Raw genomic sequence first — 20308 nt, forward strand, 5'->3', positions numbered from 1 at the left:
GCTCGGCGAAGCCCTCGGCGGCCGAGGCCTCGGAGAACACGCGCTGCTGGGACCACTGTCCCTCGGTCTCCATGAGGCTCGCGCACGTCAGGCGCAGCATCGACTCCCTCGAGGGGAAGGACTGCACGACCCTGTAGCGGCGCTTGATCTCGCGGTTGGCGCGCTCCTGGACGTTGTTGGTGCGGAGCTTGGCCCAGTGCGCCCTGGGGAAGGCCGTGAACGCCAGCGCGGAGTCCTCGGCCCGCTCGAAGACCTCGCCGGCCCTGGCGGACACCGACGCCACCCAGGGCGCCGCCTCGGCCCACACGCAGCGCGCGAGGTCGGGGTCGTCCTGGTAGACCGCGGCGTGCACGAGGTCCCTGACGGCCGCCTTGGAGTCCTCGGGCCTGCCCGAGCAGGCGCTCTGGAGGTTGCGCTGCAGGTGCGTCACGCAGCGCTGCCAGGCGCAGCCCTGGAACAGGCGCGAGACGGCGGCCACGAGCCCGGCGTGGCTGTCGGAGACCACGAGGCGAACGCCGGCCAGCCCGCGCTCGCGCAGCCCGCCGAGGAATGCCGCCCAGGAGTCCTCGCTCTCGGTGTCGACCACGTCGCAGCCCAGGAAGTGCTTGCGCCCGTCGGCGCCCAGCCCGATCGCGGTCACGACGCCCTGCGAGACGACCGACGAGCCGACCCTGCAGCTCATATAGGTAGCGTCGAGCCACAGGTAGCAGCACGGCGTGCCCGACAGGTCGCGGCGGCGGAACTCCGCCACCTCGGCGTCGAGGTCGGAGCAGAGGCTCGAGACCTCCGAGCTCGACAGCGAGGATATGCCCAGCTTGGACGCCACGCGCTCGACCTTGCGGGTGGACACGCCGCATACGTACATCTCCTGCACGATGGCGGCCACCGAGGTGTCGACGCGCGACCATCGCGCGAGCATGCCCTCGGGGTAGTAGGTGCCGTGCCTGAGCTTGGGTATCTCGAGCTCCACGTCGCCCACGGCGGTCTTGAGCGACCTGGGGCGGTAGCCGTTGCGGCTGTTCTCCCTGCCGTCGCTGCGCTCGTTGCGGCTCGCGCCGCACATCTGCTGGGCCTCGGAGTCCATCAGCGCGTTCATCACGCTGCCCAGCACCCTGCACGCGAACTCGCGCGCGTCGCCGCACTCCTGCCAAAGCCTCGCCGCCTCGAGGGCCTCGTCGCGGCCGAGGCGCAGTACACTCTCTTCTTGGGGCATCGCCTTTCCTTCCATTCGTCACCTTCATTACTCCAACGACGAATTCTAGGCGGTGTCCCCTCCCTTTCAGGAAAGGGCGGAGGCGGGGCATGCCCCGCCTCTTACACCACATCTCTGCACGCTACCGTCACGTTGCAGAATACTCCGTTTTTTGCACGGGCCAGGATGGGGTACCTCAGGAGAACGCGGCGATATCCCGTAAATATATACAATCTGTACCGTAATTTATGCAAAACGAAGAGGCAGACAGCGTAGGGTGGGTGCATTGGGGTGCCTGGCGCACCAAAACGGGGAGCTCCCCCCATGCGCCGTATACTCTGTCTGAATGTGAAAACGGCTTGACGCGTTGCTAGGCGTAGGGAGAGGGTGCCTCGATGAGCGTATTCGAAATTGTGTTTAGTCCGACGGGTGGAACGCGGAAGGTGTCTGGCCTTGTGGCCGGGGCGCTGGACAATAATACCGTTACCGTCGATCTGACCGATAGCGGGCTAGATCTCAGCGCTGTCTCGATGACTGAGGACGACGTGGCCGTAATCTCTGTGCCGGCGTATGCCGGTAGAATCCCGGCTGTGGTGGCTGACCGGTTGGGCATGGTGCGCGGCAACGGGGCTCGGGCTGTTTTGGTTTGTGTATACGGAAACCGCGCGTTTGAGGACACGCTCGTAGAGCTGGAGGACGTTGCGAAGCGCGCCGGATTTAGGGTGGTTGCAGCTGTTTCTGCTATTGCTGAGCATTCCGTTGCTCGTCAGTTTGCTGCTGGGCGACCGGATGCGCAGGATGCGGCGCAGCTCGCAGAGTTTGCGCAACAAATTCAGCAAAAGCTGTTGGCTGAGGATGCGTCCGAGCCCTCTATCCCCGGCAATCGCCCTTATAAACAAGCTGGAGGTCGCCGTATGGCACCCGAGGCAACAGAGGAATGCGTCTCCTGCGGTGCATGCGCCGCGGCGTGTCCCGTTTGTGCTATCGACAAGGGCGACCCCAAGCGAGCAGCTGACGAGGCGTGCATCTCCTGCATGCGCTGCATCGCCGTATGCCCGCGAGGCGCTCGCAAGCTTGATCCCAACAAGCTATCCGCTGTTTCCCAGATGCTGAGCAAGGCTTGCGTCGTGCGGAAGGAATGCGAGCTCTTCATCTAACGCATGCGAAATTGCTGCAAGGAGTGTCCCTGGGTGCCGGCGGGAAAGGAACGTCCCTAAGTGCCGCCTAAATACCGTTTATCGAAGAAAAAATACCGCTCACCGGTCATAATGATTGTTCTGGCTTTGGGCTTGTCTACAATAGCTCCCGTAAAAAGAAATGCGGAAGGTTACCGAGTCCCTCGGACGTGGGCCTAACCAAAGTCTTTGAACGGGTGTGTCTCTGTGGATGCATTCGCTTGATTTTGGTTGGGCTATATTTATGAAGGGACATGCCACCATGGGTTTCTTTTCTCGCCTGATGGGCGGTTCGGATGAGCAGAAGACTGCAACTTCCGAGTTCGAAATCCTCGCTCCTGTTTCCGGCGAGCTTGTTCATCTAGAAAATACCAATGATCCCGCTTTTAGCAGCCGTGCCGTGGGCGATGGCGTTGCCGTGGTTCCCCAAGAGGGAACGGTGTGCGCTCCTGTCTCCGGTACCGTCGCGGCACTGTTTCCGACTGAGCACGCGCTGGGCATCATGTCCGACGACAGCTCTGCTCAGGTGATGCTGCATATCGGAATCGACACTGTTAAACTTGAGGGCAAGGGCTTCCATGCGCTTGTTGCCCAGGGTGACCATGTTGACGCGGGCCAGCCCCTCGTCGAGGTCGATTTCGACGCGGTCCGCGCCGCCGGCTTCGATCCTACGGTCTTCGTTATCGTGTGCGAGCGCTCGGAGAAGTCGACTCTTCGTGAGCATGCTTCCGGCCCTGTTGCTGTTAAAGAGCCTGTCGTCTGGCTTTCCGAGTAAATTCTTGTGGTGGGTGCCGTGGTTATCAAGCGAGTTTTCAACAATAACGTCGCAATGGTCACTTCGGACGATGGCTCCGAGCTCATCGTCATCGGCCGAGGCCTCTGCTTTGGCCGCCATGCCGGCGACGCTATCGATGAGGTATCGGTCGAAAAGACCTATGCGCTGCAGGAGGGCACTTCTCAGGATTCGCGCACGATTGACCGCTTGGCACATCTTTTGGAGTCCATTCCCACCGTCAACCTCGTGATTTCCGAGGACATTGTTCAGATGCTCCGTCGAGAGCTCAATGTTGATATCAACGACAAGATTCTCATTGCTCTCGCAGACCATATCAGTCTTGCTTTGGAGCGCGAGCGTAAGGGCGTCCCCTGCGAGAATCCGTTGCTGCTCGAGATCCAGCAGTTCTATCGCAAGGAGTATGCGCTTGCGGGCCGTGCGCTGCAGATTATCAAGGAGTATATGGGCATCCAGATGAGCGAAGAAGAGCAGGGTTTTATTACGCTGCATATCGTCAACGCCACCATGCCGCAGCGCTCTGACCGTCTGATTGTTTCGGTCCAGCTTGTTCGCGACGTGCTCGCGATTGTTTCCGAGCACTATGCCACGACCCTTGACGTCACCTCGTTGCCGTACGAGCGTTTCGTTCGCCATCTGCAGTTTTTTGCGCAGCGGGCGCTCGATCCCGCGGCGGGGCAGGTCAATGGCGACGCGCTGTTCCGTATCGATGAAACGGCGTATCCGAGGGCGTTCTCGTGTGCGGAGTCAATTGCCGACCACTTAGCGTCTACCTATAACGTTGTCGTTACCGATGCCGAGAAGAGTTATCTCGCATATCACATTGTTAACCTGCTTGGAGAACCTGGTCTCTAGGCATAACGTGCCCACACATCGATTGATATAAGGCAAGGCTCACGGTCTTGTCCAGGGCACATCTGTCTTAATTTGCGGAAAAGGAAGGGGAGTACCGCTATGACCGCAAAAAAGAAGTTCAATTTCAAAGCGCCGTTGGAGGTGTTCGCGAAGTCAATCGTTCAGCCGATGATGTATCTCTCGGTTGCCGGCATTCTGCTCATCGTGGGCATTATTCTGACCAACAAGACCATCTGCGCCGTGATCCCTGTGCTGGGCTCCGGTCCGTTCCAGCTTGTGGGCGCCGTTGTCTATCAGTCGCTGATGTTTATCATCAACAACCTCTCGATTCTGTTCTGCGTGGGCATCGCCGGCGCCATGGCAAAGAAGAACAAGGGCCATGCTTCGCTGATCGCCCTGATGTCGTTCTTCCTGTTCCTGCAGGCTAACAACATCGTGCTCAACGCCACCGGCTCTCTTGCCGAAGCGAGCGGCATGCTCGGCCTTACCGGAACCGGCCAGAGCACCGTTATGGGCATTCAGGTGCTCGATACCGGCGTGTTTGGCGGCATCATTCTTGGTTGCATCACCGGTGCCGTGTTCAACAAGTACTCGAACAAGCAGTTCCCCATTGCCCTTTCGATGTTCTCGGGCGTTCGTTTTCCGTTCCTGATCATGATCATCATTTCCTGGATCATGGGTGCTGGCTTCTGCATCGTTTGGCCTCCGGTTCAGGGTGCCATCTCCTCCGTTGCCGGCATCATTAAGGAGTCGGGCAACATCGGTCTGTTTATCTACGGCATGCTCAACAAGCTGCTCGTTCCTACCGGTCTGCATCACCTCATCTACACCCCGTTCCAGTTCTCCGATGTGGGCGGCACCCTGACGCTGGGCGATCAGGTTATCGCCGGCGCCTATCCCATCCGTGTCGCCGAGATGGCAATGACGGGCCAGCCCTTCTCCGATAGCACCTACTTCAACAGCTATACCTTCAACAACCTGTGGCCCTACATCGGTATCGGTCTCGCCTTTATCTTCACCGCTTACAAGGGGAACAAGGATAAGACCAAGGCCGTTATCATCCCGCTGATCATCACCGCCGTGCTCTCCTGTGTCACCGAGCCCATGGACTTCCTCTTTGTCTTTGCCGCTCCCGTGCTCTTTGTCGTTCACTCGGTTCTTTCCGGTATCTTCCTGGTCCTGCTCAAGGTCCTCTCCGTGCCCGCTTCGACTGCAGGCGGCATCATCAACATCGTGGTTTCCAACCTGGTTCTTGGTGTCGATAAGACCAACTGGCCGATGATGCTCGTGCTCGGAGTCGTCAACGCCGCGCTGTACTTCTTCCTCTTCACCTTCCTTATTAAGAAGCTCAACCTCCACACGCCTGGTCGCGAGGAAGAGTCCGAGCTCGCCGAGTCCGTTGCCGAGGGCGAGGCCGCCGCGTCTGTCGCGGTGAAGCAGGGCGCTGTTGCCGCAGCTCCCGCAGAGGGCGTCGATGCAGGTATTGCCGACCTGGTCGCAGGTCTTGGCGGCAAGGACAACATCGAGGAGCTCGAGAACTGCTTTACACGTCTTCGCGTGAACGTTAAGAACCCGGACCTCATCGATGAGAACCTCATCAACCACGTGCCCAACAGCGGCATCAACCGCAACGGCAACAATATCCAGATCATCTTTGGCATGAAGGTCGCCGAGATGCGCGACAAAGTCGAGAACGCAATTGAGAAGGAGCAGTAAACAATGATCATTACTCTGTGTGGTGGCGGATCCACCTTTACCCCCGGCATCGTCAAGTCCATCGCTCTGCGCAAGGACGAGCTCGACGTTGACGAGATTCGCCTGTACGACATCAACGAGGAGCGCCAGCGCAAGATCGGCGTGCTCGTGGACTGGATTCTGCACGAGGACCTCGGCCTGGACATCAAGCTCACGGTGACCACCGACAAAAAGACGGCTTTTACCGACGCGAGCTTCGTGTTTGCCCAGATGCGCGTGGGCGGCTACGCCATGCGCGAGCAGGACGAGAAGATTCCGCTGCGTCACGGCTGCGTGGGCCAGGAGACTTGCGGTTGCGGCGGCCTTGCCTACGGCATGCGCACCATCTTCCCCATGGTCGAGCTGATCGATGACGTTGAGAAGTACGCCAAGAAGGACTACTGGATTCTCAACTACTCCAACCCTGCCGCCATCGTGTCCGAGGGCTGCCGCGTGCTGCGTCCTAATGCTCGCATCATCAACATCTGCGACATGCCGATCGCGATCATCGATGTGGTTTGCGCCGCGCTCGATATCGACAAGAAGGATGTCGAGTACGATTACTTTGGCCTCAACCACTTTGGTTGGTTCACCTCGATCCGCCACAAGGGCGAGGAGGTGCTCCCGCAGTTGCGCGAGTACATCAAGGAGCATGAGATTCTGCTGCCCGACTCCTACCTCAAGGGCATGGGCTCGCTCATGGCAAAGAAGCCCGAGGAGGCCACTGACGAGCACCCCGAGCAGAACCGCCACACCAAGGGCAGCTGGTACTACGTCTGGAAGGGCGAGTACGAGATCATGGAGTGCTTCCCGGAGTACCTGCCCAACACGTACCTGAACTACTACCTGCAGCAGAAGGAGTTCGTCGAGCATTCCAACCCCGAGCGCACCCGTGCTAACGAGGTTGAGGAGACGCGCGAGAAGAACCTCTTCGACGGCATCGACCACTACGAGAAGACCGGCGAGATCGACGAGAGCACGTTCTATGCGGGCAGCCACGGCGACTGGATTGCCGACCTGGCCATCGCTCTGAAGAACGATACCAAGCAGCGCTTCCTGGTCATTTGCGAGAACAAGGGCGCTATCCCCAACATGCCCTACGACGCCATGGTCGAGCTGCCTGCCTACATTGGCAAGAACGGCCCCGAGGTCATCAGCCGTGACAACATTCCTCTGTTCCAGCAGGGTCTTATGATGCAGCAGCTGAACTCCGAGAAGCTCGTGGTCGAGGCCACGATCGAGGGTTCGTACGAGAAGGCGCTCAAGGCCTTTACGCTCAACAAGACCGTGCCTTCGATGAAGGTCGCCAAGGAAGTTCTCGACGACATGATCGAGGCCAACAAGGGTTACTGGCCCGAGCTTAAGTAAAGGCAACAGGGTCGCTGGCCGCATACCTGGAGCAATGCCCCGTCCACGTGATTGCGTGGGCGGGGCATTGTCATTTGGTAACGCGTTTTACCAAATATGGCATTTATCTGCGGTAATGTTCTATTTCACCGCCGAGGGTGACATTTCATACCGCCTGCCGAACTGCGTGGAGACCTAACAACTTTTTAGGTCAGTGTTGTGCGTATAGCAACTTCGCCCGGCCTCGCCTCCGGGCTGCCATGTGAGAGGGGATCTTATGGCTCGACTGCACGTAATGGAACGCAGCCACGCTCAGGCCGTCATGGACGACCTGCACGATGCGCTCGGACGTCGTCTGGCGGTGAGTTCGCTCGCCCCGTGCCCCGTTGAGTTTACGGCAGCGCTCGTCAATCTGTGCTCCACCCAGAGCTGCGGCAAGTGCACGCCCTGCCGCGTGGGCCTGAGCGCGCTGAGCGACCTGCTCGCCGATGTGCTCGAGGGCCGCGCCGACGAGTCCACGCTCAACTTGATTGAGCGCACCGCCCGCACCATCTACCTTTCGAGCGACTGCGCCATCGGCTACGAAGCTGGCGCCATGGCACTCACGGCCATTCGCGGCTTCCGCGACGATTTTGAGCATCACATCCGCGAGCACTCCTGCGGCTTTGACCGCGAGGCCCGCGTCCCGTGCGTTTCGGGCTGCCCGGCGCACGTCGACATTCCCGGGTACATTTCGCTGGTCGAGGCCGGCCGCTATGCCGACGCCGTCAAGGTCATCCGCAAGAACAATCCGCTGCCGCTCGTCTGCGGCCTGGTGTGCGAGCATCCCTGCGAGATGCACTGCCGCCGTGGCATGGTCGACGACCCCATGAACATCCTCGCCCTCAAGCGTTTTGCCGTCGAGCACAGTGACCTCAACGACCACAAGCCGCATGTAGTGGACAACACCGGCAAGCGCGTCGCCGTGATCGGCGGCGGCCCGGCCGGCCTTTCCTGCGCCTACTACCTGGCCGTGATGGGCCATAAGGTGACCATCTTTGAGCAGCGCCACCACCTGGGCGGCATGCTGCGCTATGGCATCCCCAGCTATCGTCTGCCGCGCGAGCGCCTGCAGGCCGAGATCGACTGGATCTTGAGCGCCGGCATCGACGTTGAGCTCGATCACTCCGTCAACGGCGAGGAACTTGCCCGCCTGCGCGACGAGTTCGATGCCGTCTACCTGGCCATTGGCGCCCACAGCGATAAGAAGCTCGGCCTTCCGGGCGAGGAAGCGCTCGGCGTGGAGTCGGCCGTCAAGATGCTGCGCGCCATCGGCGACGACGAGCTGCCCGACCTGAGCGGCCAGCGCGTGTGCGTCATCGGCGGCGGCAACGTGGCCATGGACGTGGCGCGCTCCGCCGTGCGCTGCGGTGCCGAAAAGGTGAGCATCGTCTACCGCCGTCGCATCTGCGACATGACGGCCCAGGACGCCGAGATCGCCGGCGCCCAGGCCGAGGGCTGCGAGGTGCTGGAGCTGACGGCCCCGCTCGCCATCGAGACGGGCGAGGACGGTCGCGTGAGCGGCCTGCGCGTGCAGCCGCAGATTATCGGCGAGCCCCGTCGTGGGCGTCCGGCCCCGCGTGCCGCCGCCACGCCCGAGCGCGTCATTCCCTGCGAGCGCGTGTTTGTGGCCATTGGCCAGGACATCGATTCCAAGCCGTTTGAGGAGATGGGCATTGCCTGCAAGTGGGGCTGCGTGGTCACCGACTCGGACGGTGCCGTGCCCAACTTCGACGGCCTCTTTAGCGGCGGCGACTGCCAGACCGGCCCCGCCACCGTTATCCGCGCCATCAACGCCGGCCGCGTGGCTTCGGCAAATATCGACCGCTACCTGGGCTTCGACCACAAGATCAAGCTCGACGTGGAGCTGCCGACCGTCCAGTTTAAGGGCAAGCACGAGTGCGGCCGCTGCGAGCTGGGCGAGCGCGAGGCCGGCGAGCGTATTCACGATTGGAATCTGGTCGAGCAGGGTCTCACCGAGCAGGAGGCGCGCCAGGAGGCGAGCCGCTGCCTGCGTTGCGATCACTTTGGCTTTGGCGCGTTCCGCGGAGGGAGGAACCTGGAATGGTAGAGCCCAACAACACCACCGTCAGCGACAGCACCGAAAACGGAGCGCATAACATGGTCAAGCTCACTATCGATAATTGCGAGGTCGTGGTGCCCGAGCACACCACGATCCTGGATGCGGCCAAGTCCGTCGGCATCCAGATTCCCACCCTGTGCTACCTGCGCGATCTGAACGAGATCGGCGGTTGCCGCGTGTGCGTGGTCGAGGTCGAGGGCTGCGACCAGCTGGTTGCCGCCTGCAACAACTACGTGCTCGACGGCATGGTGGTCCATACCAACAGTCCCAAGGCCCGCGAGGCCCGTCGCACCAACGTGCAGCTGCTGCTGTCCCAGCACGACTCGCGCTGTACGAGCTGTGTGCGCAGCGGCAACTGCAACCTGCAGACCATCGCCAACGACCTTGGCATTTTCTATCTGCCGTACGAGCAGCGCCTGGCGCGCGAGGGCTGGGACTTCGATTTCCCCATCATCCGCGATAACGACAAGTGCATCAAATGCATGCGCTGCATCAAGGTGTGCGAGAGCGTGCAGGGCTTAGGGATTTGGGACCTGACCAACCGCGCCACGCATACCGCCGTGGGCACCCGCGGGTGTGCGCCGATCGGCAAGACCGATTGCGTCGCGTGCGGTCAGTGCATCACGCATTGCCCGACGGGCGCCCTGCGCGAGCGTGACGATACCGAGACCGTGTTCGATGCTCTCGCCGATCCTGACAAGATCGTACTGGTGCAGATTGCGCCGGCCGTGCGTAGCGCCTGGGGCGAGGAGCTCGGCATTCCGCGCGAGGAGGCTACCGTCGAACGCCTGGCTTGCGCGCTGCGCCGCGTGGGCTTTGAGTACGTGTTCGACACCGACTTCTCGGCCGACCTCACCATTATGGAGGAGGGCTCCGAGCTGCTCGAGCGCCTGGGCGCTGCCTCCAAGGGCGAGGGCGACAGCCGCGGCTGGCCCATGCTCACGAGTTGCTGCCCGGGCTGGGTACGCTTTGTGAAGGCGCGCTATCCGGAGTTTGTCGACAGCCTGTCCACGTCCAAGTCGCCGCAGCAGATGTTCGGCGCCATTGCCAAGACGTACTACGCCAAGGTGTTGGGCGTGGAGCCCGAGCGCCTGTTCGTGGTGTCCGTGATGCCGTGCACGGCCAAGAAGGCCGAGTGTGCGCTGCCGAGCATGGTGGGCGAGGGCGGCGCGCCCGATGTGGACGTTGCGCTGACGGTGCGCGAGATGGTACGCATGATTCGCGCGAGCCACGTGAGCGTCGACACGCTTACCGAGGAGCCGCTCGATACGCCGCTGGGCTTCGGCACGGGCGCGGGCGTGATCTTTGGCGCCACGGGAGGCGTGATGGAGGCCGCCGTGCGCTCGGCCTATTACCTGGTGACGGGCAAGAACCCCGACGCCGACTTCTTTACCGACGTGCGCGGCCTGGACGGCTGGAAGGAAGCCGTGGCCGATATCGATGGCACCAAGGTGCGCGTCGCCGTGGCGCACGGGCTGGGCAACGCCGCCCGTCTGCTCGACGCGATTCGCGCCGGCCGCGTGAGCTATGACTTCGTTGAGGTCATGGCGTGCCCGGGCGGCTGCGTCGGTGGCGGCGGCCAGCCCATCCACGACGGCTGCGAGTTGGCAGCTGAGCGCGGCCAGGTGCTGTGGGGCCTGGATGCCGCTGCGGACATTCGCTTCTCGCACGAGAATCCCGATGTCCAGGCGTGCTATAGCGAGTTTTTGGGCGAGCCGCTCTCACCGCTGGCCGAGGAGTTGCTGCATACCGACCATCACGCATGGACGATGCCTAACGAGGGGACGTGCTAGCGATGCGCGCGTTTGATTTTGAAATGTCGCGCCGGGGGTTTGCCTCGGCGCTCGCCGCGGGCGCCTTGTCGCTTGCGCTCGCGGGCTGCGGCGGCGGAGCTGCGGGGGCGGGGTCTGCTGCGGGCTCGGCTGCCGGGTCTGCCGCTGACGGTGCCGCTGCCGAGCCGGTCGAGGTGCACGTCGCGTCGCTCAAGGGCCCGACCTCGATTGGCTTGGTGCAGTTTATGGACCAGGCTGCCGATGGCGAGACGGACAATGAGTTCGACTTTGCGATCAACACTGCCGCCGACGAGATTGTGCCCAAGGTCATTCAGGGCGATATCGACATTGCCCTGGTGCCCGCCAACGTGGCGAGCGTGCTCTACAACAAGACCGAGGGCGCTGTGCAGGTCATCGACATCAACACGCTGGGCGTGCTGAACGTTGTGACGGGCGACGCGAGTGTGGCCTCGTTTGGCGATCTGGCGGGCCATACCGTCTATATGACGGGCAAGGGCGCCACGCCGGAGTACGTCATGAACTACCTGCTGGAGCGCGCGGGCCTGACCGGCCAGGTGACGCTCGAGTTTAAGAGCGAGCCCACCGAGGTGCTGTCGGCCCTGCTTGCCGATCCGTCTGCTGTGGGCGTGCTGCCCGAGCCGTTCAAGACCGCCGCCATCGCCAAGAGCGAAGGCAAGCTGTCGGCTCCGGTAAGTCTGACCGATGTGTGGGATGAGCTGGCAGGTGACACGGGTTCGCGCCTGCTGACGGGCGTGACCGTGGTGCGCCGCACGTTTGCCGAGGAACATCCCGAGGCCGTGGCGGAATTCCTGAGCTGCCACGCGGCGAGCGTTGAGGCCGTGAACGCGTCGCCGGCGGACTGGGCCCAGGCCGTGGTCGATGCGGGCATCGTGGATAACGCCGCGATTGCCGAAAAGGCGATTCCCGGGTGCATGCTCGTGTGCCAGACGGGGAAGGACATGAAGGCGGCGCTCGGTGGGTACCTGCAGGTGCTGGCCGACGCGGACGCGAGTGCCGTGGGTGGTAAACTTCCGGCTGACGATTTCTACTACTTGGAGTAGCCCGTGCGTGCGTTTGCTCGACAAATGACAGAGCGTATGAAGGCGGTGGCGGCAGCAGGTGCCGTCGCCGCCTTTTGGCTTGCCGTGTGGATGCTGGTGGCGGCGCTGGTGGCGCAGCCGCTGATTTTGCCGGGGCCGGGTGCTGTTGCCTTGGCGCTGCTGCGCCTGGTGTGCGATGGCGGTACCTGGGCGATTTTGGCGGGCTCGGGCGCGCGGATACTAGGCGGGCTGGCGCTTGCCGCGGTGTGTGGTGGCGTGCTTGCCGGGATTTCGTCACGTTCGCGTGCGTTTGCGCGCCTGGTGGCTCCGGCGCTGTCGTTTGTGAAGGCGACACCGGTTGCCTGCGTGGTGGTCCTGTTGCTCATTTGGTTGGGGTCGGCGCGCGTGAGCATTGCAGCGGTCTTTTTGATGGCACTGCCGGGCGTGTATTTCTCGCTGGTCGAGGGTTTGACGCAAACGGATGAGCCACAGGAGCAGATGTTTCGCCTGCATGGCGTGCGGGGCTGGCGACTGTTTTGCGCCCATACCTGGCGCGAAGTCCTGCCGTTTGTGCTTTCGTGCGCCCGTGCCGTGATTGGTATGAGCTGGAAGGCCGGCGTGGCAGCCGAGCTTATCGGCATGGCGGTGGGCACCGTGGGTGAGCGCATCTATCAGGCAAAGCTTTTGATTGAGACGGCCGACCTGCTGGCGTGGACCATGCTGGTCGTTGCCGCCTCGTGGGCGTGTGAGCGCGTGCTGGTGTGGCTGCTGCGGGTTTCGGGACCCGTGGCGTGGGGCGCGGCCGTGCGGGCGCATGGGCATGGATTGCGTGGGCGTGCGGGAGCTGCGAGCGATGGCACTTCAGCGGAGCTTGCGCTTGCCGTGGGCGATCGCGCGCCCTGGGCGCCGGCGCTCGCCGGACTGGTGCTCAACGTGCCCGCGTCTGGGCGTATCTGTGTGATGGGCGCCTCGGGTGCGGGCAAGTCGACGCTCCTTGCCCTTGCGGCGGGGGAGTGCGCGCCGTGCTCCATGGTGTTTCAGGATGTGTGCCTGGTCGAGGACATCTCTGCCCTGGATAACGTGCTGGTGTGCGCCGACGCGCGCGTGGATGCCTCGAGTGCTGCAGCCCTGTTGCGCCTGCTGGTGCCGGGGGTCGATGTACATGCTCGCGTGGCCGAGCTTTCGGGCGGGCAGCGCCGTCGCGTCGAGATCGCTCGAGCCCTGCTGTGCCCAGGCGACGCGGTGATTCTGGACGAGCCCTTTACCGGTCTAGATACCGCTGCACGCGACGCATGCGCCGAGGTCGTGCTCGACTTGCTCGACGGTCGCATGCTGTTGCTTGCCACGCACGATGCCGTCGACGCTCAGGCCCTCAATATCTCGGATATCATCACGCTCTAAATACTTACTCAGCAACAAAATGATCCGTTTTTTCTCCGTCCCCATGGGGTCGGGTATGGTATTCTATCTGCGGGGTAATACTTAGGAATATCAAGTAATACCAACGCCGTAGAAACACACTCCAGATGCGGGCCAATCGGGTTGCCTTCACAGCCCGTCGCCCAGCCGCGTGGCCCGCATCTATCCGCACCACCGTCGTTTCAAAAAGGAAGCGCCATGGCAGAACACATGACCCCGGTTGTCGCGAAGGTCTTGCCCGAGGAAAAGGCGGCCTTCGCGGCGGCAACCCAGCTCGTGGGCACCACGCCGTCCAACGCCATCCGCATGTTTATCGCCGCGTTCAATCGCTGCGGCACCTTCCCGTTCGACATTTCGCCCAACGGGGCTTTTGGCGCTGCGCCCGATTCTCATCAACAATGACTGTCCCCAAGTGCCGGGTTTTGAGGAGGTTGGCATGCTCAATGCGCTGGTTTGGGCGCTTGCCTGTTTTGGTGTCGTCGCTGCCGATATTGCCCTGAGCATTGTTTTGTTCTCCGCGCTGGACATCGTGTCGGCACTGACGGGTTTCCCGATCGACAATCTCGATATTCAATGGTTTCAGGCCGCCGCTCAGACGGCGTCGTTTTTGATGGCGCTGCTGTGGTGGCGCTATCTGTGGCCCCGCTCCTTCATGGCGCGCCGGCAAGGTGAACGCCCGCTCGGCGGGGGAGCAAATGCTGCATGGAAGCGCATCGCATACGTTGTCGTGATCGGCCTATCCATGCAGGTGGTCATTAGCTACCTATGCGACGGCGTGCTGTCGCTGCTGCCCGAGGTTGCGGCGGACTATAGCGAGCTCGTCGAGGAAACAGGCTTGGGCGATACCAACCTTCTTGCCGTCCTGACCACGGTGCTCGGCGCCCCATTTTGTGAAGAGCTGCTGGTGCGCGGCATTATTTTTGAGTTTTCGCTCCGAGCGTTTAATCCGCAGTGCCGCCCACTTTGGAAGTGCCGGCGTCGTGTGAGCGCGCAGAGTGGCGCCATGGTGCCCTGGGCGGCCCCAAGCACGTGGGGTATCGCCGCGGCGATTGTGCTGCAGGCGGCGATCTTCGGTTTTATGCACATGAATTGGGTACAGGGTTGCTACGCGGGTGCCGCCGGCCTCATCTTTGGTTGGGTGCTCGTGACGATCGGAAAGCTCCGCTACACGATCCTGCTGCACTTTGCCTTTAATGCCGGGTCGTATTTCATGACGTTGCTCTGGTTTGTGAACACACCGTTCGACGTGATAATCACGGTCGCTATCGCCGGCGTCATCCTCGTTGAGGCAATGCGCTCGCTGCGCCACGCGTGTGGGATGGACGCAGCGAGCGCATTGCTGCCCTAGTTGCGACGCCCGCCTCCGTTGGCGCCCTGACGCCCCTGGGCCGCGCGATTACGCCCGGCAGTGTTCTGTGCACGCGACATGCCGCCGTGCCCCTTGCTGCCTTTGGGTCCCTTGCCGCCAGCACCGCCGTGGGCCTTGCCGCCCTTCTTGCCGGTGCCATGCCCACCGCCAGCAGACGTCTCGCCCGGGCGCGGCGGCACGGGGCGGATTAGACAGTGTTTGGTGTAGCCGATCAGGTCACGACGTCCGGCTTTTTCCAGCGCCTCGCGTACCAGCTTGTAGTTCTCGGGTTTGCGATACTGGATGAGCGCACGCTGCATGGCCTTTTCGTGCGGGTCGCGCGCCACATAGATCGGCTCCATGGTGCGTGGGTCCACGCCGGTGTAGTACATGCAGGTCGACATGGTGGACGGTGTGGGGTAGAAGTCCTGCACCTGTTCGGGCATGTAGCCCATGTCGCGTACGGCCTCGGCCAGGTCCACAGCTTCCTTCATCGTTGAACCGGGGTGGCTCGAGATTAGGTATGGCACTACGTACTGCTTGAGTCCGTATTCGCGGTTCAAGCGTTCAAATTTACGGCAGAACGCGTCGTAGACGGCGCGGCTCGGTTTGCCCATCACGGACAGCACCGCGTCGCTCACGTGCTCGGGTGCTACGCGCAGCTGGCCCGAGACGTGATGCTCCAGCAGCTCGCGCAAAAACTCGTCCGAGGCGTCGGCCATGGTGTAGTCAAAGCGTATGCCGCTGCGGACGAAGACCTTCTTGACGCCCGGCAGCTGGCGCAGATCGCGCAGCAGCTGCGTGTAGCCGCTCTCGTCGACCACCATGTTCTTGCACACACTCGGCCACAGACAGCGCTTGTTCTTGCACACGCCGTGCTTGAGCTGCTTGTCGCAGGCCGGACGGCTAAAGTTGGCCGTCGGTCCACCCACGTCGTTGATGTAGCCCTTAAACTCGGGATCGTGCGTGAGCAGCTCGGCCTCGCGCATGATCGAGTCGTGGCTGCGCATCTGCAGTACGCGGCCCTGGTGGAAGGTGAGGGCGCAAAACGAGCACTCGCCAAAACAGCCGCGGTTGGAGCTAATGGAAAATTTGATTTCGGCAAAGGCCGGCACGCCGCCCGTTGCGTCGTAGTCGGGATGCCAATCGCGTGCGTAGGGGAGTTCGGCAACCTCGTCCATCTCGTCTGTGGTGAGTGTTGCCGATGGCGGGTTCTGCACCACATAGACGCTGTTGGGGTAGGGCTCTACCAGACGATGCCCGGTGATGGGGTCCATGTTCTGCTGCTGCACATTAAAGCTGCGCGCGTAGTTGAGCTTGTCGGCGGTAAGGTCGTCCCAGCTGGGCAGCAGGTCGTAGTCGTAGACCTCGTCGAGCGAACCCGTGCGGTAGACGGTACCGTTGATGTAGGTGATCTGATCGACAGGCAGTCCGGCATCGAGCGCGTCGGCGATCTCGACGATCGCATGCTCGCCCATGCCGTAGATGAGGATGTCGGCGCCCGAGTCGAGCAGTACCGAGCGCTTGAGCTTGTCCTGCCAGTAGTCGTAGTGGGCCAGGCGGCGCAGGCTTGCCTCGATGCCGCCGATGATGATGGGTGCGTCCTTGAACGTCTGGCGGATGAGGTTGCCGTAGACCGTGACGGCACGATTGGGGCGGTGCCCCTCCTCGCCACCGGGGGTATAGGCGTCGGTATGGCGGCGGTGCTTGGTCACCGAATAGTGGTTGACCATGGAGTCCATGTTGCCGGCGCTGACGAGAAAGCCCAGGCGCGGCTCGCCGAGCACGGTGATGCTGGCGGGGTCGGTCCAGTCGGGCTGGCAGATAATGCCCACTTTGTAGCCGTGCGCGTCGAGGACGCGGCTGATGATGGCCATGCCAAAGCTGGGGTGGTCCACGTAGGCGTCGCCGCAGATGTAGACGAAGTCGCACTGGTCCCAGCCACGCGCATCCATGTCGGCGTGGCTGACGGGGAGGAACTTGTCGCGGCCCGGACGCCAGGGGCGGGTGGGCGTCGCTTGGGAATGCTTGGTGCGGGCGACCGTGGCCTGCGCCTTGCCGCCGAGCTTTTGCTGCTGGCCCTGTTTGCCCTGCTGTCCGCGTTGGCTGTTCTGAGCGTGCTGAGGCTTATTTGCCACGATCCCTCCCGGTGTTTGTATCCTGCACGTAATTGTAACCAGTCTTTTTGGGACGGGGCTAAAAAGACTGGTGGAGTACATGGGCTGGCGGATCGGCGTGTCGATGCGGGTGTGGCGCCGCGCCCGCCGTTTGTTTCCAGACTGTGTATCTGCGCGTTGGGGAGCCCGTCTCGCGCGCACGCCATGTTGTCAATGGGTTACAGTATGAACGGCGGCCATGTCTCCGCCAACGCACGAGAGGGTCGTCAACAAGGAGGATGCACGACGATGCAGCGTGCCAAACAGATATCGGAGTCCATTGAGCTGGGCATCATCTTGGCGCTCGCCGGTGGCTTTATGGATGTGTATTCGTACATTGGGCGCGATCATGTTTTCGCTAACGCGCAGACGGGCAACATCTTGCTGGTGGGCGTGAGCATTTCGGAGGGCAATTGGGCACTTGCGGGGCGCTACTTCTTCCCTGTGGTGTCGTTTGCCGTGGGCATTATGCTTGCCGACCTGGTGCACGAGCGGTTTGGCAGCGTGATTCACTGGCGCCAGGTAACGGTGTTCTTTGAAGCCGTCATCTTGCTGGGCGTGAGTTTTATTCCCGGTGGCGATTTTAACCTGCTCGCCAACTGCCTCACTTCGTTTGCCTGCGGTATGCAAGTCGAGAGCTTCCGCAAGATCCACGGTCACGGCATCGCCACGACTATGTGCATCGGCAACTTGCGCAACGCGCTGCAAAACGTGGACGATTACATCATCACCCACAGGCGCGGCTTTTTGGAAAACGGCCTGCTGTACTTTGGCGTGATCTTTACCTTTGTGTTTGGCGCCGTGTTGGGCAACTGGTGCATCGAGCGCATGGGGCTGCACGCCATTGCGGTGGCGAGCATGCTGCTGTTTATCGCGTTTGCCATCATGTTTATCGATCGCGAACGCGACTTGCACAGGAAATGGGCCCGCATCGTAGCTGACTGGCAGACCACGAGTCTTAAGCGCTAAGGTGCATGTTCGTAACAACATTCAGGAGCCAGAAAAAACTATCTAGCTCCTGAATGTTGTTACGAACTGCTTTTTGCAATTTATTCGAGATGCTCTTCAATCCGAGCCCTCAGAAGGGCAATGGCTGTGGGTATTCCAATTGCGGCGGCTAATTCGGCTTTATCCAAAACCTGTATGTTAAAGCACGATTGTTTATCACATTGAAGGACGTTAACTGAAGATAGCTTCACTTCCCGTTGACTGAATATGTCGTAATCTCCAAATAGGAAGTTACCTTTTATTGTGTAATTCGGTATGCTCGTTACGCACTTCATCTCAAGTCTGTTTAGGCCATAATCGAACACCGCAACTTCCTTGTGTTCGATGATGAGCGCAACCCTGGGCATGTTACTAAAACCACCGTCGACGGCAGTAAAGAGCTTTTCATTTGCATCGTCATAAACGGTGTATTTAAGACTCAATAGCTGTCCTAGTGGACCCGTGAACCCATGTCTTTTGATGTTGAGGTTGTCTCCCGCTGGGTTGACGAGAACCAGAGCATGCGGATAAGGGTTACCTTCAATTGAGATTCGATATTCGTTTGTAGCCGTCTTGCTCGATTTAGGACCAGTAGCCATCACGCGTCATCGCCTCGATCGAATTGGAACCGTCTTCTGCTTCGTGCGGAGAATTACGCTGTACGTTGCAGTACATGCAGCTGCAATAACAGCATGGGCAATTTCTAACAAAATGAATGATGCTATTTGCTGCATGCATATTATTGACTATAAATTATCCTTTTATAAACGTATTGTCAAACATATATTGCTAAAACAGAAACAATTTATAGACTGAGCGGGTCGTATTCTTTGGGCGAGTGCTCCTATAATCTAGCCTACGCTGCTGTCGGGAGGGAAGGATTAGGGCTCCGTTATTATGTTGAAACGCTTTAACACTTTTGATGTTCTCATGCATTTTTTGTTTCAAAAGCGTTAGGATGGAACTTGCAGCGCGGGGCGTAATGGGTGCCCCGTACACGATGGGAGGCTATCAATGGCTAATCGTTTCGTTCTCAATACCATCTCTTATCATGGTTCCGGCGCTATCAAGGAGATCCCCGGCGAGCTCCAGCGTCGCGGCTACAAGAAGATCTTCGTCTGCTCCGATCCCGACCTGGTCAAGTTTGGCGTTACCGCCAAGGTGACCGACGAGCTCGACGCCGCCGGCATCGCTTGGAGCCTCTACTCCGAGATTAAGCCCAACCCCACTATCCAGAACGTCAAGGACGGCGTCGAGGCCTTCAAGGCCGCCGAGGCTGACGCTATCGTGACCATCGGTGGCGGCTCCTCCATGGACACCGCCAAGGCTATCGGCATCATCATCAACAACCCCGAGTTTGCCGATGTCCGCAGCCTCGAGGGCGTTGCTCCCACTAAGAACCACGCCGTGTTTACCATCGCTGTGCCGACGACCGCCGGTACCGCTGCCGAGGTGACCATCAACTACGTCATCACCGACCCCGAGAAGGTCCGCAAGTTCGTGTGCGTCGACACCAACGACGCCCCCGAGGTCGCCGTCGTCGACCCCGACATGATGGCTTCCATGCCCGCCGGCCTGACCGCCTCCACCGGCATGGACGCTCTAACCCACGCCATCGAGGGCTACACCACCAAGGGCGCTTGGGAGCTCTCCGACATGTTCCACTTTGAGGCTATTAAGCTGATCAGCGAGAACCTGCGCGACTCCGTCGCCGAGGCCAAGTCCGGCCAGCCCGGCTCCGGCCGTGAGGGCATGGCTCTTGGCCAGTATGTTGCCGGCATGGGCTTCTCCAACGTTGGCCTGGGCATCGACCACGCCATGGCTCACACCCTGTCCGCTCACTACGACACCCCGCACGGCGTCGCTTGCGCCATGCTGCTGCCGATCGCCATGGAGTTCAACAAGCCGGTTTGCGCCGAGCGTCTGGCCAAGGTTGCCGTCGCCATGGGCGTTGACACCACGGGCATGAGCACCGACGAGGCCGCCGACGCCGCCATCGCCGCCGTCAAGCAGCTCTCTGCCGACGTGAACATCCCGCACGTCTGCGAGGCCATGAAGGCTGACGAGATCGAGGTCCTGGCCAAGGACGCCATGGCTGACGCCTGCTTCCCGGGCAACCCGCGCGAGGCGACGCTCGACGACGTCATCGAGCTCTTCAAGAAGATCTGCCCGGCTGCTTAACCTGGTTCGGCGGGCCCCGCCCGTTAGCCCCAGAATCGTCCTCGGACATGTCGGAGGCCCCGCTGCGCACTACGTGCGGCGGGGCCTCCTTCTGTCCTGCGGAAAGATTCTGGGGCTAACGGGCGGGGCCCGCCGGCTCGTTGTCGTGGCGGGGGCCGTTCGGGAG

16 protein-coding genes are annotated in these 20308 nt (G+C 61.3%); 13 read left to right on the forward strand and 3 right to left on the reverse strand.

What is annotated here, in order from left to right; genetic code table 11:
- On the reverse strand, nucleotides 1-1213 hold a 1213-nt coding region (locus DXD16_RS06775; RefSeq protein ID WP_233502651.1), incomplete at its 3' end, for an IS256 family transposase.
- Nucleotides 1214-1587: 374 nt separating this feature from the next.
- Between DXD16_RS06775 and DXD16_RS06780 the strand changes: the two genes are divergently transcribed.
- From DXD16_RS06780 to DXD16_RS06830, 11 genes are all read left to right on the forward strand, one after another.
- A complete protein-coding gene (locus tag DXD16_RS06780) occupies nucleotides 1588-2349 on the forward strand; it encodes a 4Fe-4S dicluster domain-containing protein (RefSeq protein ID WP_117655569.1) in 762 nt (253 codons plus the stop codon).
- Between the two features lie 280 nt (nucleotides 2350-2629).
- Entirely contained in the window at nucleotides 2630-3142 is a 513-nt protein-coding gene (locus tag DXD16_RS06785; protein ID WP_158551625.1) for a PTS glucose transporter subunit IIA, read from the forward strand.
- Between the two features lie 18 nt (nucleotides 3143-3160).
- Nucleotides 3161-4015, forward strand: coding sequence for a PRD domain-containing protein (locus DXD16_RS06790; protein ID WP_117655601.1), 855 nt, complete (start codon nucleotides 3161-3163; stop codon nucleotides 4013-4015).
- 99 nt (nucleotides 4016-4114) lie between these two features.
- Nucleotides 4115-5731 carry a PTS transporter subunit EIIC gene (locus DXD16_RS06795; protein ID WP_117634834.1) on the forward strand — a complete coding sequence of 539 codons (1617 nt, stop codon included), beginning with the start codon at nucleotides 4115-4117 and terminating at the stop codon, nucleotides 5729-5731.
- A gap of 3 nt (nucleotides 5732-5734) precedes the next feature.
- Complete coding sequence (locus DXD16_RS06800) at nucleotides 5735-7117, forward strand: 6-phospho-alpha-glucosidase (protein WP_117655571.1); 1383 nt, start codon at nucleotides 5735-5737, stop codon at nucleotides 7115-7117.
- A 256-nt stretch (nucleotides 7118-7373) separates the two neighbouring features.
- Nucleotides 7374-9206 carry an NAD(P)-binding protein gene (locus tag DXD16_RS06805; RefSeq protein ID WP_117655572.1) on the forward strand — a complete coding sequence of 611 codons (1833 nt, stop codon included), beginning with the start codon at nucleotides 7374-7376 and terminating at the stop codon, nucleotides 9204-9206.
- 50 nt (nucleotides 9207-9256) lie between these two features.
- Nucleotides 9257-11011, forward strand: a complete 1755-nt coding sequence (locus DXD16_RS06810) for an NADH-dependent [FeFe] hydrogenase, group A6 (RefSeq protein ID WP_117655602.1) — start codon at nucleotides 9257-9259, stop codon at nucleotides 11009-11011.
- Nucleotides 11012-11013: 2 nt separating this feature from the next.
- Nucleotides 11014-12072, forward strand: a complete 1059-nt coding sequence (locus DXD16_RS06815) for an ABC transporter substrate-binding protein (RefSeq protein ID WP_117655573.1) — start codon at nucleotides 11014-11016, stop codon at nucleotides 12070-12072.
- Nucleotides 12073-12075: 3 nt separating this feature from the next.
- Nucleotides 12076-13452 (forward strand): ATP-binding cassette domain-containing protein, encoded by a 1377-nt coding sequence (locus DXD16_RS06820; RefSeq protein ID WP_147326464.1) that lies wholly within the window; start codon nucleotides 12076-12078, stop codon nucleotides 13450-13452.
- A gap of 216 nt (nucleotides 13453-13668) precedes the next feature.
- On the forward strand, nucleotides 13669-13872 hold the full coding sequence (locus DXD16_RS06825; RefSeq protein ID WP_055252556.1) for a hypothetical protein: 204 nt from the start codon (nucleotides 13669-13671) through the stop codon (nucleotides 13870-13872).
- Between the two features lie 34 nt (nucleotides 13873-13906).
- Entirely contained in the window at nucleotides 13907-14818 is a 912-nt protein-coding gene (locus DXD16_RS06830; RefSeq protein ID WP_117655575.1) for a CPBP family intramembrane glutamic endopeptidase, read from the forward strand.
- Here the strand turns inward: DXD16_RS06830 and DXD16_RS06835 are convergent.
- The gene (locus tag DXD16_RS06835; RefSeq protein ID WP_233502655.1) at nucleotides 14815-16956 is read right to left on the reverse strand and encodes a YgiQ family radical SAM protein; all 2142 of its coding nucleotides are present in this window, start codon (nucleotides 16954-16956) and stop codon (nucleotides 14815-14817) included. The two genes, DXD16_RS06830 and DXD16_RS06835, sit on opposite strands and share 4 nt — an antisense overlap.
- A 267-nt stretch (nucleotides 16957-17223) precedes the next feature.
- Here DXD16_RS06835 and DXD16_RS06840 point away from each other — a divergent pair, with 267 nt between their 5' ends.
- Nucleotides 17224-17943 carry a YoaK family protein gene (locus tag DXD16_RS06840; protein ID WP_117655576.1) on the forward strand — a complete coding sequence of 240 codons (720 nt, stop codon included), beginning with the start codon at nucleotides 17224-17226 and terminating at the stop codon, nucleotides 17941-17943.
- Between the two features lie 80 nt (nucleotides 17944-18023).
- Here DXD16_RS06840 and DXD16_RS06845 read toward each other — a convergent pair whose 3' ends face one another.
- Nucleotides 18024-18560, reverse strand: a complete 537-nt coding sequence (locus DXD16_RS06845; protein ID WP_147326465.1) for a hypothetical protein — start codon at nucleotides 18558-18560, stop codon at nucleotides 18024-18026.
- Nucleotides 18561-18975: 415 nt separating this feature from the next.
- Here DXD16_RS06845 and fucO point away from each other — a divergent pair, with 415 nt between their 5' ends.
- Nucleotides 18976-20142, forward strand: a complete 1167-nt coding sequence (gene fucO, locus DXD16_RS06850) for a lactaldehyde reductase (protein WP_022094861.1) — start codon at nucleotides 18976-18978, stop codon at nucleotides 20140-20142.
- The last annotated feature ends 166 nt before the right edge of the window (nucleotides 20143-20308 follow it).

Origin of the sequence: Collinsella sp. TF11-5AC, from assembly GCF_003436775.1 — a bacterium.
GTDB lineage: Bacteria > Actinomycetota > Coriobacteriia > Coriobacteriales > Coriobacteriaceae > Collinsella.

What these genes read in the sequence shown, in the direction of transcription:
- DXD16_RS06795 (WP_117634834.1), top strand. Translation starts at nt 4,115, where the DNA reads ATGACCGCAAAAAAGAAGTTCAATTTCAAAGCGCCGTTGGAGGTGTTC.
- DXD16_RS06785 (WP_158551625.1), top strand. Translation starts at nt 2,630, where the DNA reads ATGGGTTTCTTTTCTCGCCTGATGGGCGGTTCGGATGAGCAGAAGACT.
- DXD16_RS06840 (WP_117655576.1), top strand. Translation starts at nt 17,224, where the DNA reads ATGCAGCGTGCCAAACAGATATCGGAGTCCATTGAGCTGGGCATCATC.
- fucO (WP_022094861.1), top strand. Translation starts at nt 18,976, where the DNA reads ATGGCTAATCGTTTCGTTCTCAATACCATCTCTTATCATGGTTCCGGC.
- DXD16_RS06805 (WP_117655572.1), top strand. Translation starts at nt 7,374, where the DNA reads ATGGCTCGACTGCACGTAATGGAACGCAGCCACGCTCAGGCCGTCATG.
- DXD16_RS06830 (WP_117655575.1), top strand. Translation starts at nt 13,907, where the DNA reads ATGCTCAATGCGCTGGTTTGGGCGCTTGCCTGTTTTGGTGTCGTCGCT.
- DXD16_RS06825 (WP_055252556.1), top strand. Translation starts at nt 13,669, where the DNA reads ATGGCAGAACACATGACCCCGGTTGTCGCGAAGGTCTTGCCCGAGGAA.
- DXD16_RS06780 (WP_117655569.1), top strand. Translation starts at nt 1,588, where the DNA reads ATGAGCGTATTCGAAATTGTGTTTAGTCCGACGGGTGGAACGCGGAAG.
- DXD16_RS06815 (WP_117655573.1), top strand. Translation starts at nt 11,014, where the DNA reads ATGCGCGCGTTTGATTTTGAAATGTCGCGCCGGGGGTTTGCCTCGGCG.
- DXD16_RS06845 (WP_147326465.1), bottom strand. Translation starts at nt 18,560, where the DNA reads ATGGCTACTGGTCCTAAATCGAGCAAGACGGCTACAAACGAATATCGA.
- DXD16_RS06810 (WP_117655602.1), top strand. Translation starts at nt 9,257, where the DNA reads ATGGTCAAGCTCACTATCGATAATTGCGAGGTCGTGGTGCCCGAGCAC.
- DXD16_RS06800 (WP_117655571.1), top strand. Translation starts at nt 5,735, where the DNA reads ATGATCATTACTCTGTGTGGTGGCGGATCCACCTTTACCCCCGGCATC.